Annotated in this window: 10 protein-coding genes; 8 read left to right on the plus strand and 2 right to left on the minus strand. The window is 68.4% G+C overall.

The features are described 5' to 3' along the window. Window positions 1–73: 73 nt before the first annotated feature. Window positions 74–646 (minus strand): adenylate kinase, encoded by a 573-nt coding sequence (locus DSC_RS12565; RefSeq protein WP_014161548.1) that lies wholly within the window; start codon window positions 644–646, stop codon window positions 74–76. Between the two features lie 134 nt (window positions 647–780). Here DSC_RS12565 and DSC_RS12570 point away from each other — a divergent pair, with 134 nt between their 5' ends. After that, a complete protein-coding gene (locus DSC_RS12570) occupies window positions 781–2,037 on the plus strand; it encodes a 6-phosphofructokinase (RefSeq protein WP_014161549.1) in 1,257 nt (418 codons plus the stop codon). A gap of 53 nt (window positions 2,038–2,090) precedes the next feature. On the opposite strand, the gene DSC_RS12575 is transcribed toward DSC_RS12570, so the two are convergent. Then, the gene (locus DSC_RS12575; RefSeq protein WP_014161550.1) at window positions 2,091–2,603 is read right to left on the minus strand and encodes a hypothetical protein; all 513 of its coding nucleotides are present in this window, start codon (window positions 2,601–2,603) and stop codon (window positions 2,091–2,093) included. Window positions 2,604–2,844: 241 nt separating this feature from the next. Here DSC_RS12575 and DSC_RS12580 point away from each other — a divergent pair, with 241 nt between their 5' ends. The 7 genes from DSC_RS12580 (at window position 2,845) to DSC_RS12610 (ending at window position 12,590) form a co-directional block, all read left to right on the plus strand. Beyond that, window positions 2,845–4,026 (plus strand): GumK N-terminal domain-containing glycosyltransferase, encoded by a 1,182-nt coding sequence (locus DSC_RS12580; RefSeq protein ID WP_043290651.1) that lies wholly within the window; start codon window positions 2,845–2,847, stop codon window positions 4,024–4,026. A 235-nt stretch (window positions 4,027–4,261) separates the two neighbouring features. Then, window positions 4,262–6,310, plus strand: coding sequence for a sodium-translocating pyrophosphatase (locus DSC_RS12585; RefSeq protein ID WP_014161552.1), 2,049 nt, complete (start codon window positions 4,262–4,264; stop codon window positions 6,308–6,310). A 230-nt stretch (window positions 6,311–6,540) separates the two neighbouring features. Continuing rightward, the gene (gene ppa / locus DSC_RS12590; protein WP_014161553.1) at window positions 6,541–7,080 is read left to right on the plus strand and encodes an inorganic diphosphatase; all 540 of its coding nucleotides are present in this window, start codon (window positions 6,541–6,543) and stop codon (window positions 7,078–7,080) included. A 474-nt stretch (window positions 7,081–7,554) separates the two neighbouring features. Beyond that, entirely contained in the window at window positions 7,555–8,565 is a 1,011-nt protein-coding gene (gene ilvC / locus DSC_RS12595; RefSeq protein WP_014161555.1) for a ketol-acid reductoisomerase, read from the plus strand. Next, complete coding sequence (gene ilvG, locus DSC_RS12600; protein ID WP_014161556.1) at window positions 8,562–10,286, plus strand: acetolactate synthase 2 catalytic subunit; 1,725 nt, start codon at window positions 8,562–8,564, stop codon at window positions 10,284–10,286. The genes ilvC and ilvG overlap by 4 nt, the downstream gene beginning before the upstream one ends. Continuing rightward, on the plus strand, window positions 10,270–10,533 hold the full coding sequence (locus tag DSC_RS12605; protein ID WP_014161557.1) for an ACT domain-containing protein: 264 nt from the start codon (window positions 10,270–10,272) through the stop codon (window positions 10,531–10,533). Before ilvG ends, DSC_RS12605 begins: the two co-directional genes overlap by 17 nt. Before the next feature lie 509 nt (window positions 10,534–11,042). Next, window positions 11,043–12,590, plus strand: coding sequence for a 2-isopropylmalate synthase (locus tag DSC_RS12610; RefSeq protein ID WP_014161558.1), 1,548 nt, complete (start codon window positions 11,043–11,045; stop codon window positions 12,588–12,590). Window positions 12,591–12,657: the final 67 nt, after the last annotated feature.

Here is a 12,657-nt window from a genome sequence, read left to right on the forward strand (position 1 = left end):
CGCCGCACACGACCGGCAGACACGAACAAGGCGCCCGCAGGCGCCTTGCTCGGTCACCGCCTGGCACGGCAGCTCAGGCCTTGGCCGGGGCCAGGGCCTTGATCAGGCGATCGGTGACCTCGTCCAGCTCGCCCACCCCGTCGACCACGGTCAGGCGGCCCTGCTGCTTGTAGAAGTTGATCACCGGCGCGGTGCTGTCTTCGTACACCTGCAGGCGCTTGCGCACCGACTCGGGATTGTCGTCGGCGCGGCCCTCGGCCTTGGCCCGGCCGGCGATGCGTTCAACCAGCAGCTCAGTCGGCACCTCCAGCTGCACGGCCGCGTCCATCGGCTGGCCAATGCGCTGCAGCAGCTGGCCCAGCGCGTCGGCCTGGGCCAGGTTGCGCGGATAGCCGTCCAGGATGAAGCCATTGGCGACATCGGCCTGCGCCAGGCGCGATTCCAGCATGCCCAGCAGGATTTCATCGGACACCAGGTTGCCGGCATCCATCACCGCCTTGGCCTGCTTGCCCAGCTCCGTGCCGGCGGCCACTTCGCCACGCAGCAGGTCGCCGGTGGAGATGTGCGGGACCTTGAGGAAGTCCTTCAGCCGGGTGGCCTGCGTGCCCTTGCCCGAGCCGGGCGGTCCCAGAAGTACCAGTCGCATCGTGTCACTCCAAAGCATTCAATGAGGAAACCGTGGGGAGCGGGCCGGGCTGCCAGCCTGACGGCGGCGCCGACGCGGCCATCGCATCGATATGGGAAGCTTACCCCATCCGGTCCAGACCCCAAGGCGAGACGATGGTGCAATCCACGCTTCTGTATGCCCAGTCCGGCGGCGTCACCGCCGTGATCAATGCCACCGCTTCTGCCGTGATCAGCGAGGCGAGGCGCCGCAAGGTCAAGGTCCTGGCCGCCCGCAACGGCATCCTCGGCGCGCTGCGCGAGGAACTGATCGATACCTCCAGGGAGTCCATCTCCGCGATCAGGGCGCTGGCCCACACCCCGGGCGGTGCGTTTGGTTCGTGCCGGGTCAAGCTCAAGTCGCTGGAAGCCGACCGCGACCGCTATGCGCGCCTGCTGGAGGTCTTCAAGGCGCACAACGTGCGCTGGTTCCTCTACAACGGCGGCAACGATTCGGCCGACACGGCGTGGAAGGTCTCGCAGCTGGCCCAGGCCTTCGACTATCCGCTGACCTGCGTGGGCGTGCCCAAGACCATCGACAACGACCTGGCGGTGACCGATACCTGTCCGGGCTTCGGTTCGGCGGCCAAGTACACGGCCGTGTCGGTGCGCGAATGCGCGCTGGACGTGGCGGCGATGGCGCAGACCTCGACCAAGGTGTTCGTCTACGAGGCCATGGGCCGCCACGCCGGCTGGCTGGCCGCTGCCGCCGGCCTGGCGGGCGCAGCGGCCGATGAGGCCCCGCACATCATCCTGTTTCCCGAGCGTGCCTATGACCAGGCCGCGTTCCTGGCCCAGGTCGACAAGGTGGTCAAGCAGGTCGGCTACTGCGTGGTGGTCGCCAGCGAAGGCATCCGCAACGCCGATGGCACTTTCGTGGCCGATGCCGGGGGTGCCGCCGACGCCTTCGGCCATGCCCAGTTGGGCGGCGTGGCGGCGTCTCTGGCCGGCACGGTCAAGGCTTCGCTGGGCTACAAGGTGCACTGGGCGCTGCCGGACTACCTGCAGCGCTCGGCACGGCACATCGCCTCCAAGACCGACTGGGCCCAGGCCCAGGCCGTGGGCAAGGCCGCGGTGCAGTACGCGCTGAAGGGCATGAACGCGGTGATGCCGGTGATCGTGCGCAGCGCCGACGCGCCGTACCGCTGGAAGATCGCGCCGGCGCCGCTGTCCAAGGTCGCCAACCACGAGAAGACCATGCCGGCCAGCTTCATCCGCAAGGACGGCTTCGGCATCACCGCCAACGCGCGCAAGTACCTGGCCCCGTTGATCAAGGGCGAAGCGCCGCTGCCCTACGGCGCCGACGGCCTGCCCAGATATGTGACGCTCAAGAACGTGGCGGTCAAGAAGAAGCTTCCGGCCTGGGAAGACTGAACAGCTTCACGCCAAGGGCGCAGGCGCGATCGTGCCTGCCCTGCAGCGTCAGCTCAGCGGCAGGCGTTGCCTTCCACTTCCAGCACCGCCGCATAGGCAGGCAGTGCCGCCAGCCTGCCGGCGGCGGCCTGCTGCCTGGCATCTTCCAGATAGATGCGGGCCCGGTCCTGGCCATCGCGCTGCATGGCCGCTCCGGCCGGCTTGCGCCACACGTGCACGATCGCCTGCTGACCACTGCAGCTGGCCGAAGGCACGCGGATGATGTCGTTGAGCTTCCAGCCCATCGCCGCGCTCGGCTGGATTTTGGCGTCAGCCATGAACACCGCCCGCGCCGGGCAGCTGGGGCTGGTCCGCACCGGCTTCATGTCATAGGGCTTGGCCGGATCGCCGGTGAAGGTGCCTTCCAGCCGGGTGCAGGCCTCGGGAATCTGCCGCAGCGTGTGCACCACGCCCACTGCCTGGGCGATGCCCACCGGGCGCTGGATCTCGGGCTGTTGCTGGGCCAGCGCCGCCAACGGCAACCAGACCAGGCAGGCGAGGGCAAGACGGGCGACATTGACGCACATGGCGATTTCCTGGCGGCTGAAGACGGGCGGGAGGGTGCCACTTTCTTGCTGAACCGGCCGCCTGCGCCGTTGGTCAGCGCGCAAGCCGTGAACGCGAAAATCACACTGTACTGCCGTTTTTTTTGTGACCGGTTGCAGATGAATCCTGCGTAACAGGGACAAACAGGGCGGCCCCGGCGCGCAAACGCTGCCGGAGCCGAGCCCGGTTGAATCCCTCAAGACTCCAGGCAGGCGGTGCGCAGTGAAGATCGTAATGTTGACGGTGCACGAGGCCACATCGGCCCGCAAGGTGGACTTCCATTTCTGGGCCGAGGTGCTGGCCCAAGCGGGGAACCAGGTCGACTTCGTCACCATCGGCATGAGCCCGCTGACCCGGCTCAAGCCCCAGGCCCGCCAGTTCCAGGGGCCGTTCAATACCTGGACCGAAGTCGCGCCGCGGGTGCGCAAGTACCTGTGGCGGCCGCTGTTCCACCCGCTTTCGCTGGGCAAGGCCGCGATCGATGCACTGACCAAGCCGTTGTTCGCGCTGTATCCGTCGCTGCTGTCGCACAACCTGCTCGACGGAATATCGGACGTGGACATGTTCATCGTCGAGAACGGCGCCGGCCTGTGCCTGGTGCCGACCCTGGCGCGCAAGTTTCCCAGGGCGCGTTTCATCTACAGCGTGTGCGACCGCATCGCCACGCTCCACTATCACCCGATCATCCTGGAGGCCGAACGGGCGGCGATGCCGTTCTTCGACCTGGTCCGCGTCCCGGCCGAGGTGATGGTGGCCGACTATCCCGACGCTCGCAACGTGCAGTACATCGCGCACGGACTGGACAAGGCACTGTTCGATGAAGCCAGCGTATCGCCCTACCCGCCCAACACGTGCAACGTGGTCAGCGTCGGCGACATGCTGTTCGACGCCCACGCCGTCACCTGCATGGCCCAGTCCTCGCCTGCAGCGACCTTCCACCTGTTCGGCCGCAAGGCCTGCCTGGAGACGGCGCTGCCCAACGTGGTAACCCATGGCGAACGGCCGTTCGCGACGATCGTGCCGTACATCCAGCACGCCGACGCCGGCGTGGCCCCCTACCGCCCCGCGCCCAATGCCGATTACCTCAGCCAGTCGAGCATGAAGATGATGCAGTACACCTACAGCCGCCTGCCGATCGTGGCGCCGGCATTCGCCGCCAACGGCGATCACGTGTCGGTCTACACGCCCGGGGCGGCGCACACCATCGCGGCCGCCGTGGACCGTGCACTGCAGTACGACCGCACCAGCATCGACAACAGCGATGTGCTCAGCTGGCAGGGCGTGACCCAGAAGATGCTGGCCCTTGCGATGGCGTCGCCGGCGACCAGCGGGGTCGGGCTGCCCGCACCTGCGCTATCGACGCCGTCGCTTGCGCCGGAACTGGGCATGACCGCCGGCGCCTGATCCGGGCAACGTCGAAGGCAGTGGCAGATGGACCGGCCCCCTGATGCCGGTCCATCTGCGTTTGCCTGCTCCCCCGCCCCGGGGCGTGGCCGCGCGCGGCACTGCGTCATGCACCTGGCCGGCATCGGCCTACACTCAGGGCCGGCAGACGTCCCGCGGGCCTGGCGATGGATGCCGATCGCGCGGTGCGGATCTTCATCCGCACCGGCCACATTCATCAGCCTTGGGAGGGGTCATGCTGCAACATTACGGACTTGCGCTGGCACTGGCGTGCGCGGCCATTGCCATCGTGTACGGGATCGTGTCGGCGCGCTGGGTGCTCTCGCGCCCGGCGGGCAATGCACGCATGCAGGAAATCGCCGCCGCAGTGCAGGAAGGCGCGCGCGCCTACCTCAACCGGCAATACCTGACCATCGCCATCGTCGGCGCGGTGCTGTTCGTGCTGGTCGGGGTGTTCCTGAGCTGGCTGACGGCGATCGGCTTCGCGCTGGGCGCGGTGCTGTCCGGCGCGGCCGGCTACATCGGCATGAATGTCTCGGTACGCGCCAACGTGCGCACCGCCGAGGCCGCGCGCCACGGCATCAGCGCGGCGATGGACGTGGCCTTCCGTGGCGGGGCGATCACCGGGATGCTGGTGGTCGGGCTGGGACTGTTCGGCGTGGCCGGGTACTGGGCGGTGCTGACCTACCACCTGGGCGTGGCCCGCGAATCGGCGCTGCACGCGCTGGTCGGGCTGGCGTTCGGCGCCTCGCTGATCTCGATCTTCGCCCGCCTGGGCGGCGGCATCTTCACCAAGGGCGCCGATGTCGGCGCCGACCTGGTCGGCAAGGTCGAGGCCGGCATTCCCGAGGACGACCCGCGCAATCCGGCGGTGATCGCCGACAACGTCGGTGACAACGTGGGCGACTGCGCCGGCATGGCCGCCGACCTGTTCGAGACCTACGCGGTCACCGTGATCGCCACGATGCTGCTGGGCGCACTGATGGCCAGCCAGGCCGGCCCGAACGCGATCCTCTATCCGCTGGTGCTGGGCGGGGTGTCGATCATCGCCTCGATCATCGGCGCACTGTTCGTCAAGGTGAAGCCGGGCGGCTCGATCATGGGCGCGCTGTACAAGGGCGTGATCGTCTCGGCGGTGCTGGCGGCCATCGCCTTCTATCCGGTCACCACCGCGCTGATGGGCGACTCGGCCATCGGCGCGCTCCGGCTCTATGGCTGCGCGCTGATCGGGCTGCTGCTCACCGGCGCGATCGTGTGGATCACCGAGTACTACACCGGCACCCAGTACAAGCCGGTGCAGCACGTGGCCTCGGCCTCGACCACCGGCCACGGCACCAACATCATCGCCGGCCTGGGGGTCTCGATGAAATCCACCGCCATGCCGGTGATCGCGGTCTGCGCCGCGATCTGGGGCGCGCATGCGCTGGGCGGGCTGTACGGCATCGCCATCGCCGCCACGGCGATGCTGTCGATGGCCGGCATGATCGTCGCCCTGGACGCCTATGGGCCGATCACCGACAACGCCGGTGGCATTGCCGAGATGGCCGAACTGCCGCCGGAAGTGCGCGCGGTCACCGATCCGCTGGACGCGGTCGGCAACACCACCAAGGCGGTGACCAAGGGCTATGCGATCGGCTCGGCCGCGCTGGCCGCGCTGGTACTGTTTGCCGACTACACCCACAACCTGGCCGCCGCCCATCCGGGTTCGGTCTACACCTTCGACCTGTCCGACCACCGGGTGATCATCGGCCTGCTGATCGGCGGCCTGATCCCGTACCTGTTCGGGGCGATGGCCATGGAAGCGGTCGGGCGCGCGGCCGGCAGCGTGGTGGAGGAAGTGCGCCGCCAGTTCCGCGAGATCCCCGGGATCATGGACGGCAGCGGCAAGCCGCAGTACCACACCGCGGTGGACCTGCTGACCCGCGCGGCGATCCGCGAAATGGTCGTGCCCTCGCTGCTGCCGGTGGTGGTGCCGGTGGTGGTTGGCCTGGTGCTGGGCGCGCAGGCGCTGGGCGGGCTGTTGATCGGCACGATCGTCACCGGGTTGTTCGTGGCCATCTCGATGACCACCGGCGGCGGCGCCTGGGACAACGCCAAGAAGTACATCGAGGACGGGCATTTCGGCGGCAAGGGCAGCGAGGCGCACAAGGCCGCGGTCACCGGCGATACGGTCGGCGACCCGTACAAGGACACGGCCGGGCCTGCGATCAACCCGCTGATCAAGATCATCAACATCGTGGCCCTGCTGCTGGTGCCGCTGCTGCCGGCGGCCGGCGCCGGCTGAGCGCAAGCTGTCATGCTCCATTCCCGATTCGCGATGACACCGCCAGCCCGGGAGATGATCAAGATCATGAGCATTGATCGCCCTGCCGCTGGTGCTGCCGGCGGCCGGGTGCGCGCAGGACCGCGCGGGAACCGGTTTCCTGACCGGTTCCCGGCGGCCTCCACTGCTGCCCCGCAACAGCCCTGGGCTAGAATGCCGGCCACTTTCACGCATCGACACTGGAGCAGTACATGGGCCTTGGCAGCGTCCCCACCGGCAAGAATCCGCCGGAAGAAATCAACGTGGTCATCGAAATCCCGAAGGATTCCGAGCCGGTGAAGTACGAAGTGGACAAGCAGTCCGGCGCGATCTTCGTCGACCGCATCCTGTCCACGCCCATGCGCTATCCCTGCAATTACGGCTACGTGCCGCACACCCTGTGCGGCGATGGCGACCCGGCCGACGTGCTGGTGGTACTGCCGCTGCCGCTGGTGCCCGGTTCGGTCATCCGCTGCCGCCCGGTCGGGGTGCTGCGCATGAGCGACGAAGCCGGCAGCGACGAGAAGCTGCTGGCCGTGCCGGTGGACAAGGTCTTCAGCGGCTACGCCCACATCAATGACATCGCCCAGGTCAGCGGCCACTGGCTGGAGCGCATCGGCCATTTCTTCGAGCACTACAAGGACCTGGAGAAGGGAAAGTGGGTCAAGCTCGATGGCTGGGGCGGCGCCGAGGAGGCCAAGAAGCTCCTGCTGGAAGCCATCGAGCGCGACGCGCAGCAGAGTCAGCAGTAGGTTTGCGCAGGACGTGGAAGAACAGGCGCCCATTGCGGCGCCTTTTTTGCGCCTGCTCATTGCTGCAGCAGGGCTCGCCGCTCACGTGCGCGGCACGGCTTCAGGATCGCCGGCACCGGCACGCCCGCGATCCAGCATCGGGAACGGCCCGATGGCAACGCTGCGCCGGCACAGGACGATGCTTGCCAAAGAAACAAAATCCGTGCTTGACACGGCGTGCGCGGGCGTGTTTTCCTGCCGGCCTCATGGATACCTCCCGTCCCTCGACCACCCGACTGCAGACCGCGCCGCACGCGGCCGCCGCGCTTGTGCTCGTACTTATCACCTCGCCAGCAGGTGCGGGACGTACGGCCGTGTAAGCAGCAACCACACGAGAATCCTACGAAACCCCGCACTGCGAAGTGCGGGGTTTCGTGCTTTCAGCCCCTGCGAAAAGTTTCACCCCCAACCTTCAAATCCACAGGACTGCCACAGATGACTGCTTCGACCCCCAATCTCCCCCAGCCCACCATCACCATCGTCGGTTACGGCAGCCAGGGTCGCGCGCACGCGCTGAACCTGCGCGAGTCGGGCTTTGATGTGACGGTCGGCCTGCGTCCGGGCGGCCCGACCGAAGCCAAGGCCAAGGCCGATGGCTTCCTGGTCAAGTCGCCGGCCGAGGCGGTCAAGGACGCCGACCTGGTCGCGGTGCTGACCCCGGACATGGTCCAGAAGACCCTGTACTACGACGTGCTGGCGCCGAACATGAAACAGGGCGCGGTGTTGCTGTTCGCCCACGGCCTGAACGTGCATTTCGGCCTGATCGAGCCGCGCGAAGACCTGGACGTGGTCCTGGTCGCACCCAAGGGTCCTGGCGCGCTGGTGCGTCGCGAATACGAGATCGGCCGCGGCGTGCCGTGCATCTATGCGGTCCATCAGGACCGCAGCGGCAAGGCCGAGCAGTTTGCGCTGAGCTACGCCGCCGGCCTGGGCGGGGCCCGCGCCAACCTCATCAAGACCACTTTCAAGGAAGAAACCGAGACCGACCTGTTCGGCGAGCAGGCGGTGCTGTGCGGCGGCGCCTCCTCGCTGGTCCAGGCCGGCTTCGAAACCCTGGTCGAAGCCGGTTATCAGCCGGAAATCGCCTATTACGAAGTGCTGCACGAGCTGAAGCTGATCGTGGACCTGTTCTACGAAGGCGGCATCACCCGGATGCTGGAATTCATCTCCGAGACCGCCCAGTACGGCGACTACGTCAGCGGCCCGCGCGTGATCGACGCGGCCACCAAGGCACGCATGAAGGACATCCTGACCGACATCCAGGACGGCACCTTCACCAAGAACTGGGTCGCCGAATACGAAGCGGGCCTGCCGAACTACAAGAAGTTCAAGCAGGCCGACATGGAGCACCCGATCGAAGTGGTCGGCAAGCAGCTGCGATCCAAGATGGTGTGGCTGGCCGAAAACGCACCCAAGCCCACCTCCCAACAGGCCGCCGCCGCATGAACGCCACCACCGCCACTGCCCCACGCAATGGCGCCCGCTGGATCGCCCACGCCCTGGAAGCCGAAGGGGTCCAGACGATCTTCGGCTACCCGGGCGGCACCATCATGCCGTTCTATGACGCGCTGGTGGATTCAAAACTCAAACACATCCTGGTGCGCCACGAACAGGGCGCCGCGCTGGCCGCCAACGGCTACGCGCGCGCATCGGGCAAGGTCGGGGTGTGCGTGGCCACCTCCGGCCCGGGCGCGTCGAACCTGGTCACCGGCATCGCCGATGCGATGCTCGATTCGGTGCCGATGGTGTGCCTGACCGGCCAGGTCGCCACGTCCCTGATCGGCACCGATGCCTTCCAGGAGCTGGACGTGTTCGGCATGACCATGCCGATCGTCAAGCACAGCTTCCTGGTGCGCAGGGTCGAAGACCTGCCGCACGTGCTGTCCGAGGCCTTCCGCATTGCCCGCGAAGGCCGTCCCGGCCCGGTCCTGATCGACCTGCCCAAGGACGTGCAGGTCAACGATGCCTCGCACCTGCCCGATCACGTGCCGGCCGCGGTGCAGCCGCCACCGGCCCCGTCCGCGGCGGCCATCGCCGAGGCCCTGGCCGCCATCGCCGGCGCCGAGAAGCCGGTGGTCTACGGCGGCGGCGGCATCGCCCTGGCCGGCGCGGTGGACGCGTTCCGCCAGTTCGTGGAGGCCAGCGGCATCCCGACCGTGCTGACCCTGCGCGGGCTGGGCGCGCTGCCTGCCAACCACGGCAACTACCTGGGCATGCTGGGCATGCACGGCACCCGCGCGGCCAACATGGCGGTGCAGGACAGCGACCTGCTGATCGTGGTCGGCGCGCGTTTCGACGACCGCGCCACCGGCAAGCTGGCCGAATTCGCCCCGTTCGCCCGGGTCATCCACCTGGATGCCGACGCCTACGAGATCTCCAAGCTGCGCACGGCCGACATCGCCATCCCCGGCGATGTGGCCACCGGCCTGCAGGCCCTGACCGGCGCGCGCAGCACCTGCTATGCGTGGAAGGCGCGCTGCGCCAGCAACCGCGAGCGGTTCGGCTTTCGCTACGACGCCCCGGGCACCGACATCTACGCCCCGGCCCTGCTCAAGCGCCTGAGCGAGGTGGCGCCGGCCGACACCATCATCGCCTGCGATGTCGGCCAGCATCAGATGTGGGTGGCCCAGCACTGCAAGTTCAACCATCCGCGCAACCACCTGACCAGCGGCGCGCTGGGCACGATGGGCTTCGGCCTGCCGGCGGCGATGGGCGCGCAGTTCGCCTGCCCGGACCGCACCGTGGTGCTGGTCTCCGGCGACGGCAGTTTCATGATGAATGTGCAGGAGCTGACGACCATCGCCCGCACCCGCATGCCGGTGAAGATCGTGCTGCTGGACAACTCGGCGCTGGGCATGGTCCGTCAGTGGCAGGAGCTGTTCTTCGCCGAGCGCTACAGCGAGATCGACCTGTCCGACAACCCGGACTTTGCCGCGCTGGCCAAGGTGTTCGGCATTCCCGCACGCCGCATCGAGCTGCGCGACCAGGTCGATGACGCCCTGGCCGAACTGCTGGCCACGCCCGGCCCGGCGCTGCTGCACGTGGCCATCGACATCAAGGCCAACGTCTGGCCGCTGGTCCCGCCCAACCACGCCAACAGCGCGATGCTGGAAGCCAATCCGGCCAAGGCCGTCACGGAGCCCACGTCCCATGCAATACCGGCTTGACCTGATCGTGAAACCGGCCGAAGGCGCCCTGGTGCGCGTGATCGGCATGGTCGAGCGTCGCGGCTTCGTCCCGCGCGGCGTGCAGGCCGTGCCGCACGCCGATGGACGCTGGCGCCTGCAGCTGCTGGTGGAAAGCCCGCGCTCGATCGAAACCCTGCGCCACCAGCTGGAAAAGGTCTACGACTGCGAATCGGTCAGCGTCGGCGTGGATGCGCCGGAGCAGGCGGTCACCGGGGCGGCGGCATGAACGCGGTCAAGCCGGGACCGGGGACTCGGGACCCGGGACCCGTAAAAGCGCTCACGTCGCGTCGGAGGCGTCTTCTTCGACCCACAGCGGCGCCATCCCGGCGCAGCCGGTCCCGCAACGCGCGCAGGGTGCTCGTCCGCCTCTGCCGTGGCGCTCCCGTTCCCGCTCGCCGGTCCGGCCGTCGTGTCTGACGCGCCGCGCCCCGCGCAGGAACCGGACGTAGCCGGTGCCCTCCCGGTGGCCGTGGCCGCCATGCCGGCCGCACCGGCATGCGCGCGCCGCGCCGCCGACACCCGGTTGCACCGAGATCGCACCGATGCGGCCGTGACCGCGCCGCGGCCCGCCATGCCGTGGCCAGCGCCGACACATCGGTCGCGATGCGGCATCATCGCCCGCCACGGCCCCCGCCAGGCATGCACCCGGCGTCCTCCCGACATCACCGCCCCGCACCAGACACCACGCCGCCCCGCCGCCGTCAGGACGGCCGAAGCCGTAGAGGAATCCATCGCATGACCACCAACACAGACAACGTACGCATTTTCGACACCACCCTGCGCGACGGCGAGCAGTCCCCCGGTTGCAGCATGTCGCCGCAGCAGAAGCTGGTCATGGCCCGCGCCCTGGCCGAGCTGGGTGTGGACATCATCGAGACCGGCTTCCCGGCCAGCTCGCAGTCCGACCGCGAAGCCATGGCCCTGATCGCGCGCGAAATCCGCAGCCCGACCCTGGCGGTGCTCTCGCGCTGCCTGCCTGGCGACATCGAGGCCTCGCTGCGCACACTGGAGGCCGCCGCCCGGCCGCGCCTGCACCTGTTCCTGTCCACCAGCCCGCTGCATCGCGACCACAAGCTGCGCATGACCCGCGAGCAGGTGCTGGAATCGGTGGACCGGCACGTGCGCCTGGGCCGGGCCAGCGTTGACGATGTCGAGTTCTCGCCCGAGGACGCCACCCGCACCGAGGAGGACTTCCTGGCCGAAGTGGTCAAGATCGCCATCGCCGCCGGCGCCACCACGATCAACCTGCCCGACACGGTGGGCTTCACCACGCCGGAGGAGATCCGCGGCATGTTCTCGCGCCTGATCGCCACCGTCCCGGGCGCCAGGGACGTGGTCTTCAGCACCCACTGCCACAACGACCTGGGGCTGGCCGTGGCCAACTCGCTGGCCGCCATCGAGGGCGGCGCGCGCCAGGTGGAAGGCTCGATCAACGGCATCGGCGAGCGCGCCGGCAACTGCGCCATCGAGGAACTGGTGATGGCGCTGAAGGTACGCAACGCTTTCTACCGGCTGGACACGCGCGTGGATACGCGCCGCATCGTGCCCACCTCGCAGCTGCTGCAGCGCCTGGTCGGCATGCCGGTCCAGCGCAACAAGGCGATCGTCGGCGCCAACGCGTTCGCGCACGAGTCCGGCATCCACCAGCACGGCATGCTGCGCCACAGCGGTACCTACGAGATCATGCGTCCGCAGGACGTGGGCTGGCCGGACACGCAGATGGTGCTGGGCCGTCACAGCGGCCGTGCCGCGGTCGAGGCACGCCTGCGCGCGCTGGGCTACCTGCTGGAGGAAGACGAGCTGAAGCTGGTGTTCGAGCAGTTCAAGGCACTGTGCGAAAAGCAGCGGGTGGTCAACGATTCGGACCTGCAGACCCTGATGCAGGATGCCAGCGTGAGCCAGGGCTATCGGCTGGCGTCGATGACCATTTCCGATGTCGGCGGCCGCGCCAACGCCCTGGTGGAGCTGTCCGATCCGGAAGGCAAGCGCGTGTCAGAAACCGCGCAGGGCAACGGCCCGGTCGACGCCCTGTTCGGCGCGCTGTCCTCGGCCACCGGCGTGCAGATGACCCTGGACAGCTACCAGGTGCACAGCGTGGGCATCGGCACCGATGCGCGCGGCGAAGCCAGCCTGTCGGTGCGCGCCGAAGGCGTGGAGTACGAGGGCACCGGCACCGCGGCGGACATCATCGAAGCCAGCGCGCTGGCCTGGCTGGACGTGGCCAACCGCCTGCTGCGCCAGCGCCAGGCCAGCCCCGCGCGGTCCGAAACCGCCGCCGCCTGAGCCCGCCACGCGCATGACCGCCCGCGCCGGATCGACCACGTTCAGTGCCAGCCAGTCCCCGAGCGTG

The sequence above is a fragment of the Pseudoxanthomonas spadix BD-a59 genome (assembly GCF_000233915.3).
GTDB lineage: Bacteria > Pseudomonadota > Gammaproteobacteria > Xanthomonadales > Xanthomonadaceae > Pseudoxanthomonas_A > Pseudoxanthomonas_A spadix.